The organism is Nostoc commune NIES-4072, assembly GCF_003113895.1.
Lineage (GTDB): Bacteria > Cyanobacteriota > Cyanobacteriia > Cyanobacteriales > Nostocaceae > Nostoc > Nostoc commune.
Genome location: NZ_BDUD01000001.1, coordinates 5,443,398 through 5,467,961, shown reverse-complemented (window position 1 = coordinate 5,467,961; position 24,564 = coordinate 5,443,398). Strand labels below are relative to the sequence as shown.

Here is a 24,564-nt window from a genome sequence, read left to right as displayed (position 1 = left end):
AAGATGGAGCACAGGTTTCAGCTAATACTCGTAGTCAGGGAAGGGGAGGAACCTTGTCTGTCAAAGCAAGGGACTCTATCCAACTTATTGGAACAAATGGTGAGACTAGAAGCGGCTTATTTGTTGGGACTGAAGCTACTGGAAATGCCGGAAACTTAAATATAGAAACTGGGCAATTGACTGTTCGAGACGGAGCGCAGGTTTCTTCAGCTTCCACTTCTAAAGAATCGACTGGAGAGGGGGGAAGCATTATAGTTAAGACTAGAGAATTAAATGTCTTAAATAACGCTGACATAAGTGTGAGCAGTCAAGGCACAAATAAGGCAGGTGATTTAGACATCACTGCTGGTTCTATCAAATTGGATAACCAAGGTAAGCTGATTGGGCAAGCTAACTCCGGTGATGGTGGCAATATTACGCTGAACTTGCAAGACTTATTGTTACTGCGCCGCAACAGTGAGATTTCTACCTCAGCAGGTACTAGTGGGGCTGGTGGAAATGGCGGTAATATTACCATCAATGTCCCTGACGGCTTTATTGTTGCCGTTCCTAGTGAAGATAGCGACATTAGCGCCAATGCCTTCACTGGTAGAGGTGGCAGAGTTGATATTACAGCTAAGGGTATTTTTGGTATCCAGCCCCGCTCTAATCCAACTTCTTTGAGTGACATCACTGCCAGCTCTCAGTTTGGTGTAAACGGCACTGTAGAAATTAACACACCTGATGTTGACCCCAATAGTGGCTTAGTCAATTTACCAGCCGTACCAGTTGATACCCAAGTAGCACAAACTTGTACCGCAGGTAGCACTGTAGCTAAGAGCAGTTTTACAATCACTGGACGCGGCGGCTTACCACCCAACCCTAGAACCGAACCACTCACTCCTGACGCAGTTCAACTAGATTGGGTAACTCTCAACTCAAAGGGTGAAAACCGTGTTAGTACAAATTCAAATCAGGTAAATAGTTCCAGTCCAGCGCCGATTGTGGAAGCGCAAGGGTGGGTAAAAAATGCTAAAGGTGAAGTTGTACTCACGGCTGATGCGCCGAAAGCTTTGCCTCATAATTCCTGGGTTACTCCTGCTTCTTGTTACTAAAAAACAGGTTATACCAATTTAAAATTTAAAATTCAGAAAGCCAGATTTAAATCTGTCATATTCTTTTTTCGGCGTTGCTGATTCCATGTATGAAAATGATTTTGCATAATACCAAAATCCTTGTAGAGACGAAGAAAAGCTACGTCTCTACATCCAGATTCATATTTCAATTCAGCAACGCCTTTTTTCAAATTGGTAGTTAGAGAAACCGGATTTCTAAGGCACATTACAGCCAATTGCCTACTAAAACATAGGGTGCCCAGAAATATGGAGCTTTTTCCTTAGCAAAAACAGCTAATTGGGCACTCTGGAGCGCTTCGGCTTTATTCGTCCCAGCTTTTAGCTTTCCATAGAACTCACTCATTACATCGGCAGTGGAACGATCATCTATTGACCACAATGTTGCTAGTGTACTGCGTACCCCCGCTCGTATCGCTATCCCAGCCAGTCCCAAAGCTGCTCGTTTGTCTCCCTCAGCAGTTTGGCAAGCACTGAGGACGAGTAATTCAATGCCACTGAATCTGTTTTTGTCACCAACTCGCAGTAGATTATCAAATTCCTTGACTTTAACTAGTTTATCCCAAGTGAGAATAAAGGTTTTTTCAGCATCAGAACTAAATTCACCGTGAGTTGCTAGGTGAACCACAGAGAAAGAAACTTTTTGCAATTTATTTTGTAGGTTAGTTTGGGTAAACTCTTGGTTTAACAGTTCTTCACTCTTAGGTACTTCAGATTTGATTTCTTTTAATTCCCGTGGTACATTTTCTAATTCGGGAAATTCTTTGCCTTCGACTGGGCGTTTTTCGCTGACTCCGGCTGTTAAAGCATTTAGCTGTACCTGTCGCAAAGGTTTAGGATCGAGAAGTTGCAAACCTGGTGTCAAGGCGATCGCATATTTCTCTACTAGATATTGCTTCTGTTGTTTGTCGTAGAGAACCGCCATCGGGATATTCCGTAACTCACCATCCAGCACAAACACTAAAGTTTTTATCCCACTCTTGACTAACTCTGTTTGTGCAGGGCGAATTAACCAATCATATATTTGTTGGGACTGCTGCCGAACCCGAGCAGTCGCGGTGACATTTAGTAAGTTTTTCCTCAGTTCTGCTATTATGTTTTCCACATCATTTTGAGCTATTACAGTTTTGTAGTGGCGCAAATCTTGATTAGGCAATTTGAGGATAACATCTAGACGATCTGGCAAAATAATTGGATAAATCACTGCTGCTCGTTGGTCTTTTTTGTCAACCACTGGGTCAAGTTCCTGTGTAGGATTTAAACAGGCTGACCGAAAGAAGTTATCCAGTTCTGCCAATTGCAGAGATTCAATGACATCACGAGCAAGCTTTAAATTGTCTTGATTGCTACCCTCTTGTGGCGATCGCAATGAAGCGTTAACGTTAGCCTTTAGTAGAGAAGCATTTCCTTGATCTAACTTCTCGAAGGGAACAGAAGCGCTGCTGCTTTGGGGAGAACGCAACAGCAATTCAACTAACTCTCGATACACGGGTTCGATATTTTCCCGAAAGGAAAATTGAACGTCTGGATTGAGGGCTACTAAATCACCACGCAGAGATTGAAGGGTCTTGTAGGCTACATTATAGGATGCGATCGCGCCTTTAATATCTCCCTTTTTTTTCAGTATGCGTCCTAGTTGCCATTGCCACTGATAAGCAATATCTGATGCATTAATACTTTGCGCTGTGAATAAAGCTTTCTCGGTAAGCTCTTGAGCATCAGAAAACTGCCCGGTTTTTTCATACAACTCACCAAGACTACCCGTAGCATAAGATTCTGCTCGCCGATCTTGCAAGTTCTGTGCCTGTTCGATCGCAGTGGAGAATTGCTGGGCAATGTTCAGCCATGAGGGGGTATCTATGCTAATTTTTTCTTTTAATTGTGTAAGATTTTCGGCAAACTTAATGCGAGTATATACTGAGGTTCGGCTGGGTGGCAAGTTGCTAATTGCCGTCTGGATTTGAGACGACAAGGCTAATGCATCTTGATCTTGGTTTTTTTCTAAAAGTAGACTAAGTAAATTTAGGCGAGCCTGGATGCGGGTGATGGAGGAAACAGATACAGCAGCAGCCTCCTGATAGTATTGCAAAGCCGCTTCAGTGTCTTGTTGAGCGCGGGCTGTGTTGCCTAAACTGAGTTGAGCTTCTGCGATCGCTTTTGGAGATTGCACTCGTTTTGCCACTGCTAAACTTTTCCCCAAAACCAGCCGTGATACGCTTAAATCACCGACAACTCGGCGGATGTTGCCAAGACTACGCAGCCCTGTGGCTACAACAAGTGAATCTGGAAGGGTTGTAAGGGTTTGCTGTACTTCGTTTAAAGTTTTATTAGCCTGAAGGTAAAGCCCTAAAGCTTGCCAAGCTTGTGCAGAGTTAATTTGGTTACGAGTTAATCTAGCCTTGTCGCCTATTTGCTGATAAATATTAGCGGCTTTTTGCCAGGTAGTTAAAGCTGCTTCTGCTTGTCCTTGTGATAGTTGTAATTGTCCTTGCACATCTAGGGCTTGGGCAATAAGTTGGGAACGCTCACCGGAACTGCCCGTATTTTCCCCCGACTGTAATAATTGTAAACTTTGGGCGATCGCTTCCTCAGCTTCTGCCCACAAGCCAAGTTGCTGATAAGCCAAGGAGAGATTACTCAGCGTCATCGCTTCTTGTAATCCATCCTTAGAGGTTTTAAACTCAGCAGCAGCCTGTTGCAAAACTTTTATTGCTTCAGTAAATTGTCCCTTGTCGTATAATATTTTGCCTTGTTCCACTAAGCTTGCCGTTTGAGATGAACCGCTTTTCTGGGGGAGCAGGGAGTAGAAAGTAGAGGATTCAGCATTTATCAATTCCGTGCTTTCACTACTTCCTTGTTTTCCCCACTCCCCTTGCTCGGCCAAATTTTGCATGGGAGAGTAGACGGCAGGAGGTTTAGCTAAAACAGGGGATAAGGCTATGCATAAAAATGCAGTAAACAGCGCGAGGAAAAAATGATTTGAGTATCTCATATAGGACTAGTATTTGATTTATGAAAAGATACGTAGGGTGTGTTAGCGACAGCGTAACGCACCATCATCAAGGGTTTGGTGCGTTACGAACTGCGTTCTAACACACCCTACAATACCTAATTTTGTTCAAAAATTAAATATGATTCCTATGGTTCAGTTCTGTATAGTCAGACATTACTTTATTATCAATTGCTACTTGTTCACAGAACCTTTAAGGCGTGTAATGCTCTGTCCCATTAATTTTGCGGGATAATACTAGCTCCTGATTAAATATAGCGGTTCCCAATTGCATAAAATATAGACTATAGACCTAACTCCCAGCCTCTTTCCTTCTAGCGTTGGGGAGTAAGATTTAAACCAATTCGCAATTCGCAATGGGCTAACGCCCCGCTCCGCTAACGCAATTCGCAATTACGTTTTGTGACGGGGATTTAGACCCCGACACAAAACGTGCTGCCTATCTTGCTGGGGACTTAAACCCCCAAAGTTCGTTAAAGCCTCTCTCTTTTTAGGCTACAGTGTGCAGACAAGTCTTTTAAAGTTGCTGTGTAAGGTAGGTGGGTTAATTTTTGTAGGTGGATGCAACAAAGATGCAGGTCAATGCAACAAATGTGCAAGGTGATACAACAAAAGTGCAGATACAGAGACTTGTGTGTATACCGTAGCCTAAAAGGAGAGTCCGATTAATTTTGAGGGTTAAGAGAACGAACCGCAAAGAGCGCAAAGCAAGAAAAGTTAAGAATGAGTTCACCCTTTATATTTTATGAAACAGCGTACTAGTCTCCAGTACCATGCCCTGAACTCTGAGTTTTAGCTTCTGATGGATCAAGCTGAGGTTTTTGATACTTACCTGGATACTTATGCTGAAAATAAGCTTCTAGCACTTGTAAAACCATCGGCCCGCAAATAGTACCGCCATGTTCGCCAGTATTTTCCCCAAAGGCCACAACCACAATTTCCGGCTTGTTACTAGGGGCATAAGCACCAAACCAAGTATGATTGGGGCGACCAACACCAGCTTCAGCAGTGCCACTCTTTCCAGACGCTGGGGCAATTGTCGGTACGTCCAAGCGTTTACCAGTACCCTCACTCACTACCCGCCGCAGTCCGTCACGGAGAACCTTGATAGTTGTCGGCTTCATATTTAAGGATTCTCGCCAACTTTTTGCTTGTTCGTTGTCTTTGAGCAAATGCGGCTGAACTCGATACCCGCCATTAGCAGGGACAGAAAACATAATCGCCGATTGCAGGGGTGTCACTTGCAAAGCACCTTGACCAATTGACATATTAATGGTGTCGCCTACAGTCCAAGGTGTTTTCAAAACTCTTTTCTTCCATGTTTCATCTGGAACCAAACCTTTTGATTCTTCGCCCTGAAATTCAATGCCAGTTCTTTGACCAAATCCGTATTTGCGACTCCATTCGATTAAAGTTGGGCCACCGACTTTTCTACCAACTTGATAGAAGAAAGTATCACTACTCATAGCGATCGCTCGTGGAAATCCTAATGGCCCAAATCCGGCATGGTTCCACTCACCAAAAGTCACCCCACCAACGGTCAGAGAACCAAAGGTCTGTAATATTGTATCAGGAGAAAATTTACCTGATTCTAACCCGGCTGTCGTGGTGACAATTTTAAAAGTACTGGCGGGCGGAAAGGCACTCAGGGCACGATTAACCAAGGGATGATCTTTTCCTTGCAAGGTTTCCCAATCTTTCTGGGACAGTTTTTGTTTAGAGAAGATATTCGGGTCAAAGGTGGGGTAAGATACCAGTGCTAAAACAGCACCGTTATTCGGATCGAGTGCTGCGATCGCCCCTCGGTGATTTCCTAAAGCTTTTTCTGCTGCCTTTTGCACATCTAAATCTATGGTCAGGTGCAAATCGTTACCAGCTTTTGCCTGTTTCTCCCCCAAAACCCGGATTGGTCTACCTGCACCATCTACTTCCACCTGCTGACCGCCCCATTCACCGCGTAGCATTTTTTCATAAGCCTTTTCCACCCCCATCTGACCGATTACATCTCCAAGTCGATAGCCTTGCTGCTTTTTGTCCTTTAACTGGTCGGGGGTCAACTCTCGCGTATAACCTAGTACATGAGCCAATTCCTTGCCGTGGGGATAATAACGCACAGAATCTGTATTAATTTCTACTTCCGGCAATTCATTTTTATACTCCTTTAATGCTGTGATTTCTGCTTCATTTAGATCACGAGCAACCCGGATGAGTGAAGAAGAATTAGCACCAGCTTGTTCTAATTTCTTTTCCATTTCATCTTGGGGAATGTTGAGAATTTGCGCTAGACGCGGGCCGACTACAGACCAGGAAGGCTTAGTATGTGCCATCGGCCACAAATATACAGAGCTGGGATAGCGAGTAGTGGCTAAAAGTTTACCGTTGCGGTCAAAAATATTTCCTCGTTCTGGTTGTTTAAGAATCATCCGAATGCGGTTCGCTTCGGCTCGTTCCCGGAGTTTTGGCCCTTCAACAATTTGCAAATATGCCAAACGAGCCTCAATACCAGCGAGTATTAATACGGTAAATACGATTAAAAATATTGATTGGAAACCACGTCCAACTGTACGTGTATCTTTTTTGTTGCCAATTGATGGAAATAAAGACATAAGACAATAATGATTCCAATAAAGGTATTATCTGTATACAATTACCCTAAACTGATGCCCAGTACTGGGTATAAAAGAATTGGACAAGTATATTCTTGAACAATTGTTTTTGGCGGATACAATAAACCAAAGTGTCAAATCTAGTCTGCCCAATAGACTACTGACATCACGTAATATCACGGCATTTTACTGAGGATTATGGCTCAAATTGTCATGCACAATCAAAGGGGGATAACAACTTTTCAGCCACTTGATGTTGAACTGCGTAACGTGTTCAAGTTTTTTAACCAAGAACCAGCAGTAAATGGAATCGATTTGGATATCAGACAGGGAGAATTTTTTAGTATTTTAGGCCCCTCCGGTTGTGGTAAAACAACAACACTGCGTTTAATCGCTGGGTTTGAAATCGCTGACGCTGGCAAGGTGTTGATTCAGGGTCAGTCTATGACTAATGTGCCGCCTTACCGCCGACCCGTCAATACTGTATTTCAAAGTTACGCTCTATTTAACCACTTGAATGTCTGGAATAACATTGCCTTCGGACTGCGGTTAAAAAAAATACCCAAATCGAAAATTGAAGCTAGAGTCGAAGAAGCTTTAAAACTCGTGAAAATGGAAAGTTTGCGATCGCGCTTTCCCAGTCAACTTTCTGGTGGTCAACAGCAGCGAGTCGCTTTAGCAAGGGCTTTAGTCAACCGTCCTACCGTGGTATTACTGGATGAACCTTTAGGGGCGTTAGATTTAAAACTGCGTAAAGAAATGCAAGTGGAGTTATCGAATTTACACAAAGATTTGGGAGTGACCTTTGTGATGGTGACACACGACCAAGAAGAAGCATTGTCTTTGAGCGATCGCATTGCCGTAATGAACCAAGGCAAAATTGAACAAGTTGGCACTCCCAGCCAAATCTACGAACGTCCTTGCACATCCTTTGTTGCTGATTTTATTGGCGATACTAATTTATTTAGCGGTGAAATTGTCGCAGTAGACTCTTCTAATATTAAAATTTCGACAAAAACGGGACTCTCAATTGTCATTAGCCGCGCTGAAGATACACCATCTGAATTATCACAAGCAGTGGTAGTGTGCGTGCGGCCAGAAAAAATACAGCTTTCGCTTTATCCACCCAATTTGCCAACTAACTGTTTTGAAGGACGGCTTGTCAATGTTATGTATTTAGGCACACATGTTAATTATGTTGTGGAATTAACAAATGGCATTAGCATAAATGTGTTGCAACCAAATACTTTTGGCGTTTTACCAGACCGCGACACGCCCATCTACGCTTGGTGGGCAGAAAATGATTGTTTAGCTATTAGTCAATAGTTATAAGATTCAATAATAGAATAAGACCTTGACCTAAGAAGCAGGGGAGCAGGGAGAAAGATATTGTAATTCATCTGCCACAAGGGTTTCAGCAACCCTAAATTTATTTATACCCAAAAGTAAAGATATTTGTTTCGAGATGTGTAACACCAAAAATAATACGTCCAAACTTTCAGAGTCAATACATTTATGTATGAAGATTTTCCCCCAGCTAAGAACTCCCTGCCCCTTTTCCTCTTGTTGACCCTGTACTAGGAGTATTAACCCATGTCAATTTCGCAAAGAGTTCCTTGGGTGTCCCTGGCATTAGTACTACTTAGTTACAGTACTTTGGGCTGGGTAATATCTGAAACACGCGCTGCTCTGCCTGTGTGGGTGGCGACTGTCGTCGCTATCTTACTTTTAATAGTAACGTTGACCATTCCTTGGACGAAAATAAGATATTACTTCAGTATTTTACTTAAATCAAATACAAGGTCTTTCGCCGTTGCCGTTTTAGCAGCTTTCTTATTCTTTATTATGATTGCCTGGTTTCGGGTATTTCTTGATACTTTGCTAATCGTTGCGGCAACTATATTAGTCAAGATAGACTTTCAAACAGCAGGTCTTAGGGAAGGGTTAGCCTTTTGGACTACATCTAGCTTTTCATTGATCGGTTTAGCCTTGGGTGCGCTAATCTACAAGTTAATATATTCGTGAATTTCGTTAATTTCCTTAAGTCATTGGCTTTTTTCCATTTCTCCAAAAACGGTATCGTAAACTACTATTTTTTAACGATGGCTACGCCGCCGTTTATTTATAAATCCTGTATTCAACCTCATCAAGTATCAATAGCCCCAACCTCGCAAATTCCTAAAAACTCTAAATGATCCTTCTTGAGAATTACCAACACTAAATCAGTGTGATTTTCTCGTTGTAGAATTATATCTCTAATTATCTTTTCGGTTTCACTGAGACTCTGGACTGGTTTCGGATACATAAAGGTGGTAATTTCGCTTGTAAATTCTCGAAATACATCTTCTGTATGTTCCAACAAAATCGTTTGCAAAATCAGTCTTTTAGACTCTAAACTTACTTTTTCTAAATTCTCCATAAGTTACGATTAAATCCCCACCTTGTTACCTTCAGTAGTGCTGAGTACTGAGTGCTGAGTGCTGAGTATAACCCCATAGTTAAAACTAGGGGATTGAAAACAAGGACGTATTTTTTCTTGCACTACGTGTCTCAAAAAAAATATTTTTATTTTTTTCATAAATAAATTGTAAGGATTCAGACCCTATATGCTGAGTGCAATTAATTTTACTTTTTACTCAGCACTCGTTACTCGGCACTCAGCACTGTTTTGGTGATAAATGAAAACTGTTGACTGTTGACTGATTTAATACTTCAAAATGCAGGCTGTTCAAACAGCAGTACAGAAAGTAAAAGATCCATTACAAAAATTGATATCCAACTAGTAACTACTGCTTTTGTTGCCGATTCTCCTACTTCTTTTGCTCCTCCCTTAGTAGTTAATCCCCAACTACAGCCAATAACAGCAACCAGCAGACCAAAAATAAACCCTTTTAGCAAAATAATAAACAAATCTGACGGTTCTAAAAAATCTCTGACTGATTCTAAAAATGTTTCAGGAATAATTTTGTAAAAATATGATGCTGCAAAAACCCCACCGAAGATGCCCGTAACTAAAGCTAAAATTGTCATCAAAGGCACCATTAAACTACAAGCAATTACTCTAGGAACTACTAGATAATCAATTGGATCAGTTTTGAGCATATAAAGTGCATCAATTTGCTCAGTGACTTGCATTGCACCGATTTCTGCTGCAAAAGCAGAACCTACTTGTGCCGCCATAATACTAGCAGTCAAAATTGGAGCCAATTCTTTACAAAAAGCTAAGGCAAAAGCACCTCCCACAGCATTGATAGCCCCAAATCGGATTAATTCTCTTGCCATCTGAAGAGTAAAAATCATTCCTGCAAAACCACTGACAAGGAGAACTGGAGAGATAGAACCTGGCCCAGCAGTCACTAGATGTTGCAGAATCTTGCGATAGTACGTTTTTCCTTGGAGGAAATGTAGCCACACTTGACCGAAAAGCAATACTGCTACAAAACAGCGTACAATCCAAGATTGCTCGAAATTTGTTTTTATTCGCAATTTTATTGTCCTTAAGACTGACTAATTGTTGCACATATCTTATATTAATTCTCCAAAATAAGACTAATAAGACTATAGATACAAATGGTGGAAACCCAGCCAGATGTAATCTAACTTTCTCAATTACGTAGAGTATTACGAATTGGTATTTTAGTGTAGAAATTGATTTCATTAAATAAATCCTTGGGTTAAGATCGTTCCTGCAAGAGCAAATGATATTAACCCAAGGATATAAATAAAAATAAAATGTTTTGACTTCGACTATTCCCGAAGTACATAGCCCACACCACGCACCGTATGAATCAAACGTTTTTCATTATTTTCTTCTAGTTTTAGGCGCAAGTAGCGGATGTATACTTCGATGATATTGGAATTACCCATAAAGTCATAACCCCAAACTTTTTGTAGAATTTGGTCTTTAGTAAATACCTGACGGGGATGCGAGAGTATATATTCTAACAAGTCGAACTCTTTAGCCGTTAACTCAATTGCCCGCTTACCCCGGTAAACTTGGCGAGTCCGGTGATTTAAACTCAAGTCTTCAAACTGAAAAATATCCTGATCTGTTTCTTGAGTGCGGCGTAGATGAGCGCGGATTCTAGCTAGGAGTTCTTCTATACTAAATGGTTTGACTACATAATCATCAGCTCCTGCATCCAAACCTGCGACGCGATCGCTAACTTCATCTTTTGCAGTCAGTAAAATTACTGGTACGGAAATACCAGTTGACCGCAACCGACGACAGATTTCTAAGCCTGACAGCCCTGGAAGCATCCAATCAAGAATAACTAAATCTGGCGATAACTCCCGTGCTAGTGTTAAACCAGCGATGCCATCATGTGCCACGTTTATATTGTAACCTTCGCTACTTAGTTCTAATTCAACAAATCGTGCCAGTTTAACTTCATCTTCAACTAAGAGGATATTTGCTGCCATATTTGTAATATTAAAGCGGATAGGGTGACAATCAAAGTGTTACTTTAACCTGACTTTGACCAGAAATAAAAAGATACAGAGTAAGTAAATTTATTTATGGGATTCAAAATTTTTGACTTTTGACTTTTGACTTTTGACTTCCCTAAAGGGGCTGACTAGCTATGTAAGTAGAGTGATGGTAAACACACTCCCTTCTCCTAATTTTGATTGCACAGATACACTACCACCCATACCCTCTACAAGTGTCTTAACAATGGATAAACCCAAACCAGAACCGCCAGTTGCATGAGAGCGGGATTCATCTACGCGGTAAAATCGCTCGAAAATACGTGTTTGGTGTTGTAAAGGAATACCATAACCTTTGTCACAAACTTGAATAATTGATTTGTTATGAACCTGATTTAACTTTAAAGTTATAGGCGTATTAGCTTCAGAATAACTAATAGCATTATTAATTAAATTGAGCAATATTTGTTTAAAACGGCTGTAGTCTACTTTCACACCAATGGGATAAGTTGTTGACTCGATTGTAATTAAGCGATCGCTATATTTTTGCGCCATCACTACAACTTCTTCAACTAAGTCATTCAACACATAAGATTTCATCTGAAAATTCAAATAACCACTATCTGCTCGTGCTAAATCAAGTAAATCTTGTAGCAAGCGGATAGTCCGTTCGGCTTCTGAGGCAGCAGTTTCTAAAGCTTCTTGTTGAATTTCGGTTAAGTTATTCTGCCGTCGCAAGACGCTTTGTAAGTAACCATGTACAATCGTCAATGGTGTACGTAACTCGTGAGAAACATTACTCACAAATTCACGTTCTTGCTCCCAAGATTGCGAGAGACGCGATAACAACATGGTTAAAGTTTGAGCTAATTCTTTGACTTCGCTGGGTGCATTATTAACATATAGTTGTGCTTTTCCTAAATCTTCTATAGAAATCACAGAAGTCATCTGACTTAGCTGGCGCAGTGGTTGCAGAGAACGTTTAATATAAAATGCACTTATAGTTATTATTACAATAATTGCCACAATACAGCTAATATTCAAACTTTGCAGCATTGCCATAAACATTGTCTGTTCACGAGTAATGTCATGTACTACAAATAGTTTACCTAGATACTTACCCTGCACTTGCAAAAAGCTACTACTGATAATAAAGTACCTTTGATTAACTTTGTAAATTTGTGGTTTAATTTGCATATTACTAAGGGACATTAACTTAGTAACTGTAGATTTAGATAACAAATTTAAAGTAGCAGATTTTATCAAAATTTGATTATCAGGACTTTTTAGCCATAAAAACAGGTTAGTATTTGCTAAGTTATTAATAGCTTTTTGTAACCCAGTTTCAGGTTGCATCATTTCACTGTAAAGTTGCACATCACGCGGCAAGCGTTCAGTGATTTCTTCTATATTATGCTTACGACTATCAATCAAAATTTGCTGCATTTTCCAACTAGTCCATGCAGCAAAACTACCTAATATTAAAGTTGAAAATGTAGCGATACCAATGCTTAGGCGTAATTGCAATGAAAAAGGGTCAAGATTTATCCAAATATTTCTGAGTTGCTTCACTTTTAGTTTTGTCTAAGGGATTGAAAATATTGTTAGTTCTATTCATTATTAATTTTTAGGTAAAGATAATGGCTGGATTGTACAAGATTTAATATCACATTTTTGCTCATAAAGCATATTGATATAGCGTTCTTGCCAAGTGAGTGGAACTTCTAACAATGCTCGCGTTCCTGTTATCCCCTGCCCAATAAATAGTAAGAGAGCAAAAGCACTAATAGTAATGTGAACCTTGCGCCAGCGATTGGTCTTATCTTTATAAATTTCTGGCAAAATCGAGAGTGAAAGAATCATCAGCAAAGCAGACGTTAGCCCATAATAATAGTGAGAGGTATACCATTGGTCAGTTTTGCGGTAAATACCATCTTGACATCCAAGCACTACTAATGCAATTCCTGTAAGGGTTGCAAATATGGCACGCCAATTTTTCTGCTTTGCTTGATAGAGTAAATACAGAGAAGCGATCGCAGCCACAAACAATAACCCGATAAATACTACCTGGAATGGTGCTTTAATCCAAAGTTGATTATCTAAAATATTACCAAAAATATCGTAGGCAAACGCTATTAAAACAATACTTACAACTGCTCCAGTTAGCCAGCGACCCAACTGAGTATGCTCTTGTCCTACAGTGGCGGGAATTTTGCTCTTACCTATGGCTAAAGTTTGCAATCGGCGTTGACGGACTTGTAAAGCGCGGTTGACAATGACGCCAATTAAAGGAAATACTACGAGTACAGCGATCGCTGGATGTAACAACAAGATAGCATCTCTAAATTCCATATCTGACCTTTGATCAAAAGTTACAAATTAGTTTTTATCGAATAGAATTCAGGAGCAAAACCAAAGACGCTTCTGAATTCTTCTTCAATTATTTATATCTACCTATTTATCAGGGCTATTTCGTTCTACACGTAAACCGCCCAGAACTAAAGTTCCAGGCTAATAGCAAAAGTCGTCTAAAGACGACTAAAAGCCTTTATTAGTCGTCTTTAGACGACTTGGGCTATTAGCCTCAGAATTTATTCTGAGGCGGGCTAGATGAGAATGAAATAGCCCTACCTATTTACAAATAAGAATTATTTAACTTCATCAGCCTCAAACTTTGGTACTTTACCTTTTTTAACCGCAACTACTACATCAAAGGTAGAACAGTAAGAAAAGGTCACATTATTGGCTTTATTGTAAAGATTAACCACCATACCTGCACCACCGGGTTGAACAGCTAGCGGTTCAAGATCGCCAAAAAAGAAACGACGTAGTTCATCACCACCACCAAACTGACCCTTATGCTTGATGACCAAATCAATCTTTTGTTGAGTAGTCAAACCTGTAGCATCTTTCTTTTCTGCGGCTGATGCTTGCACCAGTGAAGGACTCACAATTTTAAGTGGAACATCCCAGACAGTTAACATACCAACAAGAGCAACACCTGTAAGCAGAGAAGAAGCAATTTTCATTTGTTTTTCCTTGTGTTGAAGTTTCCCGATGAACTAAAGCATCTCATCTACTACTGAAGTTCAAGTGAAATCAGTCTAGTAATTGTCTGAATTTATCCCTTAGAAAAACTTAGTTTAGACTCAGCATATTCTCAGAAAACTCTGATATTTTCAACCTCAGCTTGCTTTAAGTGTTTTCTCAGATTAATCTCACCTTAAATTAGCCAAGTTAGCAGAGTATTAATAAAGAGTATTTTTTGCAGCAGTATTATTATGAGCAGACCGAGAAGATGTCATCCTTTTATCTATAAAATTCCCGGTCAAACCTATCTCTGGCTAGCAATTTTGATTTTTGGAGCCTCTAGTGCAGTTACTCGCAAGCTGACACAAATTGGCGCTCAACATTTGATGGATGGTCGAAATCCGATTTCTCTATGTAATGTTTTATTCGTAGGGAATTTATGTGCCTTGATAGTTATGTTACCTATTTATAGGCGACAGTGGAACAAAAAGGCTTTACAGGAACTGTCAAAGAAAAATTGGTTGGCGCTGATAGCGATCGCAATTTTATCAGGAGCGCTTGTCCCTGGCTTAATTTTCCAGGCATTAGCATTAACAGAAGTCAACAATATTATTTTGATTGGACGTTTGGAACCACCTCTGGGTATAGCTTTATCAGTCTGGTTACTGAGGGAACGGGTAAATCGTTGGGAAGTTTTAGGAGCGATCGCTGCATTTGTCGGGGTTGCTCTAACTATTCTCCTGCAACCCTCACAGATGACTACGATCCACATGGGTGTTTTAAGATTAGGTATTGGGGAATTATTGGCGGCGATCGCAGCTGTAGCTTCAGTAGTTTCAACGATTATTGTTAAAGAATGGCTTTCTGATATCCCAGTGGGAATCTTTAGTATTTTTCGTACTGCTCTAGGAACTATAATATTTTTCTTTGCTGCTTTAATTCTCTATGGCAGCGACCACTTTATAGATGTATTTTCACCTTTCCTGTGGCAGTGGATGCTTGTTTATGCTGCTGTAATTGTGGTTTTAGGTCAATCATTTTGGCTCAAGGGCTTGAGAGCTTCTACTGTGTCAACGGCTTCTTTAGCTGGCTCTTTTACTCCAATTGTGGGAATTTTCGCAGCTTATTTGGTATTGGGTGAAGTCCCTACATTCGCCCAATATATCGGTGGTAGCTTGATTTTAGTTGGCATATTCCTTAGCCAAGTTGGTGTTCGTTTTCAGATTTCTCGTAAAGTTGCAGCTCAATTAGAACAAGGTATGGGATTTAAAGGTATCTGAAAAGTAGAGACGCGATTAATCGCGTCTGTACAAGAGTTAGGAGTAGAGATGCGATTAATCGCGTCTGTGAAGTTATTATGCAGCTTTTTAATTCTTCTGGGTGGAAAATACACGCCAGATAATAAAAACCGTAAAACCTAGATAGGTGAATACTGTCAGCCATTCTTGCCAGCTACCAAATTCATTATTCATCAGCAAAAGCCGGAAAATTAATAAATATTTTTAGATCCTACACGCTGAAGCTACCAACCGCTTGCTGTATTTTGGGACAAAAAGGCTACTCAAAAATTTTTAGCGAATTTTCCGGAATCGATAACAGCAAAGTAGTATCACTTATTAGAGCATCGATATTATACTGAACCTCTATAACTAACCTTCGGGGAATATAGCCCCATTGTTTACGTTCAAAAGCCTGGTCTTCATGACCGGGCTTTTGATTTTACTTTTATTTACCGTTCCTTTAACTAGTTCAGTTCTTCATTTAGGCTTATCGTCATTATCATTACATTTCGCGCTATCTGAATTGTCTGGGATTTCTGAATCATCTAGGTTGTTAGACTTATTAATATTTCCTTGGGACTTAGTTGTACCAAAAAAATAAACGACTGCAATTTTCACAATATCAAAGTATGCAGGGCGATTGCTGCGATCAACAATTGCTAAAGAGAGCGAACCTGCTACTAAGATAACTAATATAGGATGAAACTGTTCTTGTCCAGAAAAATTGCTATGTTTTTTTGTCATTTTTCCTTCCGTCTCCAGTTGATCATTTTTTGGCTGATGTTTGACAAAAAAGGTAATGTGTTAGATTGAAAAAATCTTCTAACACATCCTAAATACAGTCAGGGATACTTAGAGACGAAATTTTTTACGGCTCTAAAAAGCTTTGTAAAGGAATTCAGACTTTCACGCTAGCAGCAATATTAATTTAAAGTGAGCGAGGATATTAGTTGAGAATGATGCAAAATGTGAAAGTCGAATATTATTTGTGAGATGTTAACGAACAGATTCAAAAATTACTGTCGTCAATATTAAGCAAAGGAGAATCAACCCACATCGCAAAATGACCCAATAAAAAACAAAAGGTAGTAGACTCATCGCAATATGTGAGCTTCCGAAAATAGCTGACAAAACGTAAGCGATCGCTAGACCAAATATAAACCAAGCAAAATATTTAAGAAACCGGGAAGTCAAACGAAATAAAAAGCTGTGACGATTCGTAGTCATTTTTTCCTCCTAATAAATAGATAAAAAATAACAGGGTTGACGGGGCACTTGTTAGCACCATGTCAACCCTGTTGTAGTCTTTTTATAGACTCTCTTGGGCTGGAAAATTATTCCCTTGTTAACCTCAAGAACGAAAACAATTTTTTACTGTTTCTCTAAACCTTGAGATGAAATTAGTGGTTATTGATGGTTAATAGTTAGTAATTGGTTATAATGATTGGCAAAAACAACCAAACTCAGTCCTTATCCAACAATTCAGATACCATCCAGCCAAATATCGGCGCGGGATTTCCCTTCTTGCATCGAGAAAAGTCTAGTCTGAGTAGTCCAAACCCCTTCTTTAACAATCTCCTCAACCCGACTCGAAAGCGATCGCGATAAATAGATACCTGACTTTGCGTATCTGTTGTATCTATCGGTAACTCCTGTAAATACCTATTTAGATCCGCATGAACGCAACGAAAAGAACCTCGGAAAGAGATGACACGCAACTCAAACTCTTCGGTTCCGATCTTGCGGATAGTCACTTCAATCATTCCATCCTTGCAAGTGTGACAGGCAAGAATATCTTTCTCAAGCAACTCAAATAATTCTTGGGCAGAATTTGAAACGTCAGGTGTTGGCATAGTGTGGGGTACCTCAGTGCTAGTTACTTCAGCTATCCTCGCGATTCACACCTAATTTGTAATAGATTCTACATTTACTTTATGAATGTTGTCAATAAATTGATAAACTAAATTGACAAGTTGATAATTTAGAGTATAGTTTAGTAGTGTCTTGTCAATGTGCTTCTTTTAGAGAAGCTAGGCGATGTCTACGACGGGCTACGCCAATGCCTAAGACTGGGAACTGAGAAACCCCATAAATAAATTTACATATTGATAAATAGTTTTGGCTGGAGAAATTTACTTCATGACGGAAATTCCTGAAAGTTTCTTGAGAACGGTTACAGCCGAACACAATGTATCTGAGGCTGAGGTAAGTGCCTTACTTCTAGCGTTAGCTGGTCAAACGGCAGAGTCTATTGCAACCACTCTCGAAATTAGTGCAGCAGCAGTGCGGAAGCGGCTTGGTTCGGTTTACCAAAAGTTTGACATTGCTGGAAGTACTCCTGGGAAATTAGAGGTGATTAGGAGTATCTTTCAGGAAAGATATCAGTTATCAACAGTAGTTAATGCCTTATCGTGTCATGATTTTGGCGAAGCACCTGATGTCCCCGTTTTCTTTGGGCGCGAGTCGGAGTTAGATATTTTACAGCAATGGGTAAACAAAGACCGTTGTCGGCTTGTGGCAATATTCGGTATGGGGGGAATTGGCAAAACAGCGTTATCTATCAAGCTGGCACAGAAAATTCAGGGACAGTTTGAGTATGTTATCTGGCGATCCCTACGTCATGCACCCTCTGTTAAGGAGATTTTTGCAGACCTGATTGAGTTCTTCTCTAAAAAGAATGAACCCAAAGAAGTAGGAATTTCGCAATTGATTGCTTATTTGCGGAAACATCGCTGTTTATTGGTACTAGATAATGTAGAGTCAGTCCTGCTTGGAGGTGATTATGTCGGTCAATATCGAGAAGGATATGAAGAATATGGAGAATTTTTCCGACAAGTAGGGGAAGTGCCTCATCAAAGCTGTTTAGTCTTAACCAGTCGTGAAAGTCCCAAAGAAATTATCACCTTAGAAGGAAGCAATCTTAAAGTTAAATCCTTGCAGCTAAATGGGCTAGAAAACATTGCTGCAAAAAGCATATTTGTGGGCAAAGGTGATTTTTTTGGTTCAGAGAAAGACTGGAACAAATTAATTAATCAGTATGCAGGTAATCCTTTAGCCTTAAAAATCGTTTGCAATACGATTCAAGAAGTCTTTGGTAGCAATATATCAGAATTTATTAGTTGTGATATTTCCGTTCTATTTGGAGATATCCGCAATCTATTAGAACAGCAATTTAATCGATTATCAAATTTAGAAAAGGAAGTTTTATACTGGTTAGGGATTAATTGCAAGCCTACTTCATTTATAGAATTACAAGCAGATGTTATTTCAACTACATCACAACCAGAATTAATTGAAGCTTTAGAATCATTGCGACGGCGATCGCTAATTTTTAACGAGAAGGGTTTGGCAAAATTTATGCTTCAAGCTGTAGTTATGGAATATATTATTAGCCAATTTGTTAGCCAGGTTAGTGAAGAAATTATTTCTGAGATTAATCTAAAAAATATTTCCTTGTTAAAGAGCCATGCCTTATTCAAAGCACAAATAGAAGGAAAAGTTAGAAATGCCCAAATTCGTTTAATTTTAGAACCTGTTATTGAAAAGTTAATTAATAAGTTCGGCAATAAAGATCGGATTAAAGAACATTTATTAAAAATAATAGAATTGCTCCGAGTAAACACCCCTCTGACATCAGGTTATGCTGGGGGAAATATCATTAACCTCCTTTGTCATTTGGAAATTGATTTAACTGGATGTGATTTTTCCAATTTCAAGATATGGCAAGCCTACCTAACAAGTGTGAACTTGCATAATGTTAACTTTGCTAACTCTGATTTATCTAAGTCTGTATTTACAGGAATTTTCGATAGTATTTTGTCAGTGGCATTTAATCCTGTAAATGGAGAAATTGTTGCTACAGGTGAAGCTGATGGCCGGATTAGCTTTTGGCAAGCTACCTATGGTGAGCAACTTTTTCATTGGAAAGCACACTCTAACTGGGTAAGAACTGTTGCCTTTAGTCCCGATGGTAAAACTTTAGTTAGTTGTAGTGATGACCATACTGTAAAACTCTGGGATGTTGATAGCCAAAAACATCTCATGACTCTTGAAGAACATACTAGCTGGGTCAGGTCTGTTGCCTTCAGTCCTGATGGCAAAATTGTCGCCAGTGCTAGTAGTGATAAAACCATTAGACTCTGGGATCTGGGTACTCAACAATGCTGGAAAATTTTCAAAGGACATAACAACTTCGTTCGTTCTGTTGCCTTTAGTCCTGATGGAAAAATCCTTGCCAGTGGTAGTGCTGACCAAACTGTGAAGTTGTGGGATGTAAAAACAGGTAAATGTTTAAAAACTCTTGAGGGACATACTAAATTAGTCCAGTCTGTAGTGTTTAGTTCTGATGGTGAAATACTTGCTAGTTGTAGTGACGACAAAACCGTAAAACTCTGGGATGTTCAAACAGGGAAGTTATTAAATACTTTAAAAGGACACACCAATTTAATCCATTCTATAGCTTTGAGTCCGATTTCCTCTTCACAAGGAGGAGAGATCATCGCCAGTTGTAGCGATGACAAAACCGTGAAACTCTGGGATGTTCAAACAGGAAAATTATTAAAAACTTTAAAAGGACACAGTAATTCTATTCTGTCTGTTGCATTTAGTCCTGACGGAAAAACACTCGCCACTGGTGGCTATGACAAAACCGTTCGATTTTGGGACATCGAGACTTATCAATGTATCCAAATCTTGCAGGGGTACACCAATTGGGTACACGATCTAGCCCTGAGTCCAGATGGGAAGATAATTGCTAGTAGCAATGATGATAAAACCGTCAGGCTGTGGGATGTTCAGACTGATCAATGTATCAGCACTTTGGAAGGACATGCTGGCCGGCTTTGGTCTGTTGCTTTTAGTCCGCTCGCTAGGGGACTATTAGCTAGCGGCGGTGATGACCAAACTATCCGCTTTTGGGATACTCTGAGTGGACAGTGCGTGAAAGTTTTGCAAAATAGCGATCGCATCCGCTCTATTGCTTTTAGTCATGATGGCCAAATTCTAGCTAGTGGTAGTGTTGATTGCAACATCAAGTTATGGAATGTTCGGACTGGCCAATGCTTTGAAACATTACAGGGGCATACAAATTGGGTGCAGTCTGTCAGTTTTAGCCCTGATGGTGAAATCCTTGCTAGTGGAAATGATGATCAAACACTGCGGCTGTGGAATGTTTATACAGGGGAATGCATTCGAGTTTTGGAAGGGCATACTATGCGAATATGGTCTGTTGCTTTTAGCCCGCTCCTCTCTTCACAAGGGCAATTTGGAGGGTTATTAGCTAGTGGCGGTGATGACAAGACAGTACGGCTATGGGATCTTCAGACTGGCGAATGTTGCAAAACTTTAGTCAATGATGATTGGATACGTTCTGTTGCTTTTAGTCCTGATGGTAAGATTCTTGGCTGTGCTTGTGTTAATCACACTGTAGAAATTTGGGATGTTGACACAGGCCAACGTCTGATTATTTTGCAAGGACATAATAATTGGGTGCGTTCTGTTACCTTTAGTTCGGATGGAACTTTGTATAGTGGTTCCCAGGATGGAGCTATTAAGCAATGGAATGTCAAAACTGGAGAGTGTATCAAAACACTCATGTCAAAAAGACCTTATGAAGGAATGAATATCAAAGGGCTATCTGGTTTAGGGGAAGAACAAAAAAATACACTTAAAGAATTGGGTGCTATTGAAGATTAATTCGTTAATTAAAAATAATAATAATGCTCTTGAATTGCACTTTTTAAAAGGTGTATTAGTAGTTTATTATTGTTAAATTTAATTAATTCTTTGGAAAGATTACCTTTATGTTAAATTATATCAGTCGAATGATTTTTCAAATTTACTAACTCTTATTATTGCTAACATGCCACTATGATTTTCAAATACTTACTAATAAAGTTTGGATAAGATTAAATACCCCTAAAATTCTTTTTTTAAGAGGGATTAATGAGGATTTTTAAGGACTGTGATCTTAACCGAAGTGTATTGAAATATAAAAGTATTTTTATGTAAGTTAATAATAATTAAATGTCACAACTTAACCATAAAAAAATTGAGTTATATGAAGTTAAAAATATAGATCGGCTTCCTCAACTGCAAAAACTTTCAACAACAGAACGTTTAACAATGAAAGCAGTTGCCCAAGTGTTGCCGTTCCGTGTCAATAATTATGTAGTAGAAGAATTGATTGACTGGGAAAAAATTCCTGAAGATCCCATCTTTCGCCTCACATTTCCTCAAAAAGAAATGTTAGCTCCTGAATCTCTAGACAAGGTTATTTGGCATCTGCAAAATTCCACGCCAGAAGACCTGCGTCAGGTAGTAAATACAATGCGATCGCAACTTAACCCTCATCCAGGCGGACAGGCAGAACATAATATTCCAACTTTAGATGGAAAACAAGTACCAGGAATTCAACATAAATATCCCGAAACAGTCTTGATTTTTCCGACAGCAGGTCAAACTTGTCATGCTTATTGCACATTTTGTTTCCGTTGGCCGCAATTTGTGAAGATGGACGGAATGAAATTTGCTACCCGTGAATCAGGACTTTTTCAAGAGTATCTCCGCCAACATCAAGAAGTCACAGATGTTTTAATTACTGGCGGAGATCCAATGACAATGAAAGCGAAACATTTGGCTTTATATATTGAACCACTCCTAAATTCCGGTTTTGAACATATTCAAACAATTCGGATTGGTACTAAATCGGTAGCTTACTGGCCTTATCGCTTTGTTACAGATGAAGATGCTGATGATGTCTTACGTTTGTTTGAGAAAGTTACGAATTCAGGCAAACATCTGTCGATTATGGCGCACTACGATCATCCGACAGAAATCAAAACTGAAATTGCTCAAGCAGCGCTCCAACGTATTCGTAATACAGGCGCACAAATTCGCACCCAAGGGCCACTCATGCGGGGAATTAATGATTCCTCAGAATTATGGATACAGATGTGGCAAGAACAAGTTCGCCTTGGTTGCGTTCCCTACTATATGTTTATGGAACGAGATACTGGAGCAAAACATTACTTTGAACTGCCAATTATTCGAGCTTGGGAAATTTATCAAGCAGCAATACAAAAAGTGTCTGGGTTAGCTCGCACGGCTCGTGGCCCAGTCATGTCAGCGCTACCAGGTAAAGTTGCAGTGGATGGCGTAACTGAGATTTATGGCGAGAAAGTATTTGTACTTTCTTTTTTACAAGGACGCGATCCCAATTGGTGTAAACGTCCTTTCTTTGCACGTTATGACGAGAAAGCAACCTGGTTAACTGATTTAGTTCCAGCGATGGGAGAAAAGGAATTTTTCTATGAGAATAAATTAAAAAAAATTCTGAAAGAACAAAGTTAAATTGGCGATTAGGGTAATTCGGTGAGGGATTGATAACCACGACCAGATTGGAGAATAATTTATACCCATTTCCAGAAACTTTTAAGAGATTTTATCGGTCTGGTTTTCCAAATTCTGCAAAAATCAACCAATGTCATCTTCTGCTCAAGGTATTCCCGGATTACCTGATTTGACGCATCCAGTTGAGCTTGTCCAATTTGGAACCCAAGCGCTCAAAGCTTCACTATTATTAGTATTTTTAGTCGTAGCTTTAGGAATTGCGATCGCACTGATCAGTTTTTCTCTACGTCGAAGCAAGCCGGAACAAGTTATATTCATCGGCGAATGGGCTGTTGGTTATTCTCAATTGCTGCGAGGATTACAGCATTTAACTCTAGTATTAATTCTGTTAGTACCAGGATTTTTTCTCTGTTCAACTTTAAGCAATCGCTACCACCACTGGGAACAAGCAAAAGTGGCTCAAGTCGCTCAAACTGTTGCAGGTGAGAGGCTCGAACAATTTGCGCCGCAAGTCCGCTACTCTATTCAAGAGCCGTACTCCTATAACACTCAAATCAATGGCAAAATTGTTAAGGTAAACCAGACGCGAGAAATTACTCGCTTCTTGATGTTGGCTGGTTCGCAAATTCAAGTCAAGCTTGACCAAAGCGTAGATGTTCCAGGTCGTAGCTCGGTTTATCAAGCAAATTATACTGCTGACTATAAAGTAGTTAACCAACTAAAGGATATTAATAATTTTTTCTTTGAAGCACCGCCACCCAACGGTTATACACTTCTTGCTAGCTATAAAGTCGAGCGTGATGGCACTAGACTACAACCAACCAACGCGGGTAATTATAGTTTTCCCTTCCGCTTACAACCAGGAGAAGAAACCACCTTTCGAGTTACTTATAAGGCTCAAGGAGGGCCGCGCTGGGTTTATAGTGCAACGGGACAGTTGCTTTCCAACTTCCGCCTCACAGCAATTGCTAACTTTGCTCCGGCTGATTTTGCCAGTGGTATTGTACCTAATGAAATTAAAGTTGACGGACGCAGTACGCAATTTACTTGGAAGTTTGACGATAATGTTTCAGTCAAAAATCCATTTGGAGTGTTTACCAACACCGAACCTATTCGTCACACTGGCATAATTGGGCGTCTTTTATTGCTAGCACCAGCAATATTTTTGTGGTGGATATTGTTGTTATATTTGTCACTGCCAATGAGTTTTAAAAATATTGCGATCGCTGCTAGTATTTTCTTTGCTTGTCTATTGACTTTGACTTATCTAGCTCGCGTCATGAATGCTGAGTTGGCTTGGACTTTAATTTCCATTATCTTACTGTTTCTGACATGGGGATTAGGGGCAAGTCGCAGTGCTTCCCTTGCTGCTATTATCTGCACTATTGCTGGAGCAGTATTACCCATCTTTGGCTTATTAGTACCGTTCAGTGGACTAACCCTCAGCCTCGCGGGTTTGCTTTCAGCCGTTTGGCTAGCAGTTCGTCACTGGTATGGCTGGTACAGTTTGCATCCAAAAGACCAAAGATTGTAGGGCTGTAGAAAAATGCTAAATAACGCCGTGTGCAACTTTCTCTCAGACCTAACCCCCAACCCCTTCCCTACTAGCGTTGGCTACGGTGTACACACAAGTATGACCAGCACTATGTTTCAATTCTAGTAGTTTCGTAAGGTGCGTTATAGACACGCCAAAATAACAAATGAGTACCCCGAAATAGCAAATGAGTACCCCGAAATAGCAAATGAGT

The 24,564-nt window shown here is 39.9% G+C and carries 16 protein-coding genes and 1 pseudogene; 7 read left to right on the top strand and 10 right to left on the bottom strand.

All coding sequences use genetic code 11. The features are described 5' to 3' along the window. Positions 1 to 1,094 (top strand): annotated as a pseudogene (locus tag CDC33_RS24265) (S-layer family protein); the annotation flags it as partial. A 226-nt stretch (positions 1,095 to 1,320) separates the two neighbouring features. Here the strand turns inward: CDC33_RS24265 and CDC33_RS24255 are convergent. Next, a complete protein-coding gene (locus CDC33_RS24255) occupies positions 1,321 to 4,104 on the bottom strand; it encodes a CHAT domain-containing protein (RefSeq protein ID WP_244919337.1) in 2,784 nt (927 codons plus the stop codon). A 776-nt stretch (positions 4,105 to 4,880) separates the two neighbouring features. After that, positions 4,881 to 6,728 carry a penicillin-binding protein 2 gene (gene mrdA / locus CDC33_RS24250; RefSeq protein WP_109011091.1) on the bottom strand — a complete coding sequence of 616 codons (1,848 nt, stop codon included), beginning with the start codon at positions 6,726 to 6,728 and terminating at the stop codon, positions 4,881 to 4,883. 198 nt (positions 6,729 to 6,926) lie between these two features. On the opposite strand from mrdA, the gene CDC33_RS24245 reads away from it, so the two are divergent. Both CDC33_RS24245 and CDC33_RS24240 read left to right on the top strand, forming a co-directional pair. Then, positions 6,927 to 8,054, top strand: coding sequence for an ABC transporter ATP-binding protein (locus CDC33_RS24245; protein WP_109011090.1), 1,128 nt, complete (start codon positions 6,927 to 6,929; stop codon positions 8,052 to 8,054). A gap of 267 nt (positions 8,055 to 8,321) precedes the next feature. Next, a complete protein-coding gene (locus CDC33_RS24240) occupies positions 8,322 to 8,753 on the top strand; it encodes a hypothetical protein (RefSeq protein WP_109011089.1) in 432 nt (143 codons plus the stop codon). Between the two features lie 121 nt (positions 8,754 to 8,874). On the opposite strand, the gene CDC33_RS24235 is transcribed toward CDC33_RS24240, so the two are convergent. From CDC33_RS24235 to CDC33_RS24210, 6 genes are all read right to left on the bottom strand, one after another. Beyond that, a complete protein-coding gene (locus tag CDC33_RS24235) occupies positions 8,875 to 9,147 on the bottom strand; it encodes a hypothetical protein (RefSeq protein ID WP_219930062.1) in 273 nt (90 codons plus the stop codon). Positions 9,148 to 9,440: 293 nt separating this feature from the next. Then, complete coding sequence (locus tag CDC33_RS24230; protein ID WP_109011088.1) at positions 9,441 to 10,214, bottom strand: MlaE family ABC transporter permease; 774 nt, start codon at positions 10,212 to 10,214, stop codon at positions 9,441 to 9,443. 261 nt (positions 10,215 to 10,475) lie between these two features. After that, positions 10,476 to 11,150 carry a response regulator transcription factor gene (locus CDC33_RS24225; protein WP_109011087.1) on the bottom strand — a complete coding sequence of 225 codons (675 nt, stop codon included), beginning with the start codon at positions 11,148 to 11,150 and terminating at the stop codon, positions 10,476 to 10,478. Between the two features lie 159 nt (positions 11,151 to 11,309). Further along, positions 11,310 to 12,728 (bottom strand): sensor histidine kinase, encoded by a 1,419-nt coding sequence (locus CDC33_RS24220; protein ID WP_109011086.1) that lies wholly within the window; start codon positions 12,726 to 12,728, stop codon positions 11,310 to 11,312. 48 nt (positions 12,729 to 12,776) lie between these two features. Then, positions 12,777 to 13,508: a DUF4079 domain-containing protein gene (locus CDC33_RS24215; RefSeq protein ID WP_109011085.1), complete on the bottom strand. Its 732-nt coding sequence runs from the start codon at positions 13,506 to 13,508 to the stop codon at positions 12,777 to 12,779. Positions 13,509 to 13,804: 296 nt separating this feature from the next. Next, a complete protein-coding gene (locus tag CDC33_RS24210) occupies positions 13,805 to 14,185 on the bottom strand; it encodes a hypothetical protein (RefSeq protein ID WP_109011084.1) in 381 nt (126 codons plus the stop codon). Positions 14,186 to 14,437: 252 nt separating this feature from the next. On the opposite strand from CDC33_RS24210, the gene CDC33_RS24205 reads away from it, so the two are divergent. Beyond that, a complete protein-coding gene (locus CDC33_RS24205) occupies positions 14,438 to 15,466 on the top strand; it encodes a DMT family transporter (RefSeq protein WP_109011083.1) in 1,029 nt (342 codons plus the stop codon). Between the two features lie 477 nt (positions 15,467 to 15,943). Here CDC33_RS24205 and CDC33_RS24200 read toward each other — a convergent pair whose 3' ends face one another. Together CDC33_RS24200 and CDC33_RS24190 are read right to left on the bottom strand one after the other, a co-directional pair. After that, positions 15,944 to 16,210, bottom strand: a complete 267-nt coding sequence (locus CDC33_RS24200; protein ID WP_109011082.1) for a hypothetical protein — start codon at positions 16,208 to 16,210, stop codon at positions 15,944 to 15,946. A gap of 719 nt (positions 16,211 to 16,929) precedes the next feature. Then, positions 16,930 to 17,319: a hypothetical protein gene (locus CDC33_RS24190; RefSeq protein WP_109011080.1), complete on the bottom strand. Its 390-nt coding sequence runs from the start codon at positions 17,317 to 17,319 to the stop codon at positions 16,930 to 16,932. 286 nt (positions 17,320 to 17,605) lie between these two features. Between CDC33_RS24190 and CDC33_RS24185 the strand changes: the two genes are divergently transcribed. From CDC33_RS24185 to CDC33_RS24175, 3 genes are all read left to right on the top strand, one after another. Beyond that, the gene (locus CDC33_RS24185; RefSeq protein ID WP_109011079.1) at positions 17,606 to 21,160 is read left to right on the top strand and encodes a WD40 domain-containing protein; all 3,555 of its coding nucleotides are present in this window, start codon (positions 17,606 to 17,608) and stop codon (positions 21,158 to 21,160) included. 330 nt (positions 21,161 to 21,490) lie between these two features. Next, complete coding sequence (locus tag CDC33_RS24180; RefSeq protein WP_109011078.1) at positions 21,491 to 22,816, top strand: KamA family radical SAM protein; 1,326 nt, start codon at positions 21,491 to 21,493, stop codon at positions 22,814 to 22,816. Positions 22,817 to 22,946: 130 nt separating this feature from the next. Further along, the gene (locus tag CDC33_RS24175; RefSeq protein WP_109011077.1) at positions 22,947 to 24,350 is read left to right on the top strand and encodes a hypothetical protein; all 1,404 of its coding nucleotides are present in this window, start codon (positions 22,947 to 22,949) and stop codon (positions 24,348 to 24,350) included. The last annotated feature ends 214 nt before the right edge of the window (positions 24,351 to 24,564 follow it).

Coding starts and splice junctions, on each gene's coding strand:
- CDC33_RS24185 (WP_109011079.1), top strand. CDS start 17,606: ATGACGGAAATTCCTGAAAGTTTCTTGAGAACGGTTACAGCCGAACAC.
- CDC33_RS24235 (WP_219930062.1), bottom strand. CDS start 9,147: ATGGAGAATTTAGAAAAAGTAAGTTTAGAGTCTAAAAGACTGATTTTG.
- CDC33_RS24210 (WP_109011084.1), bottom strand. CDS start 14,185: ATGAAAATTGCTTCTTCTCTGCTTACAGGTGTTGCTCTTGTTGGTATG.
- CDC33_RS24180 (WP_109011078.1), top strand. CDS start 21,491: ATGTCACAACTTAACCATAAAAAAATTGAGTTATATGAAGTTAAAAAT.
- CDC33_RS24245 (WP_109011090.1), top strand. CDS start 6,927: ATGGCTCAAATTGTCATGCACAATCAAAGGGGGATAACAACTTTTCAG.
- CDC33_RS24205 (WP_109011083.1), top strand. CDS start 14,438: ATGAGCAGACCGAGAAGATGTCATCCTTTTATCTATAAAATTCCCGGT.
- CDC33_RS24175 (WP_109011077.1), top strand. CDS start 22,947: ATGTCATCTTCTGCTCAAGGTATTCCCGGATTACCTGATTTGACGCAT.
- mrdA (WP_109011091.1), bottom strand. CDS start 6,728: ATGTCTTTATTTCCATCAATTGGCAACAAAAAAGATACACGTACAGTT.
- CDC33_RS24255 (WP_244919337.1), bottom strand. CDS start 4,104: ATGAGATACTCAAATCATTTTTTCCTCGCGCTGTTTACTGCATTTTTA.
- CDC33_RS24215 (WP_109011085.1), bottom strand. CDS start 13,508: ATGGAATTTAGAGATGCTATCTTGTTGTTACATCCAGCGATCGCTGTA.
- CDC33_RS24200 (WP_109011082.1), bottom strand. CDS start 16,210: ATGACAAAAAAACATAGCAATTTTTCTGGACAAGAACAGTTTCATCCT.
- CDC33_RS24190 (WP_109011080.1), bottom strand. CDS start 17,319: ATGCCAACACCTGACGTTTCAAATTCTGCCCAAGAATTATTTGAGTTG.
- CDC33_RS24225 (WP_109011087.1), bottom strand. CDS start 11,150: ATGGCAGCAAATATCCTCTTAGTTGAAGATGAAGTTAAACTGGCACGA.
- CDC33_RS24240 (WP_109011089.1), top strand. CDS start 8,322: ATGTCAATTTCGCAAAGAGTTCCTTGGGTGTCCCTGGCATTAGTACTA.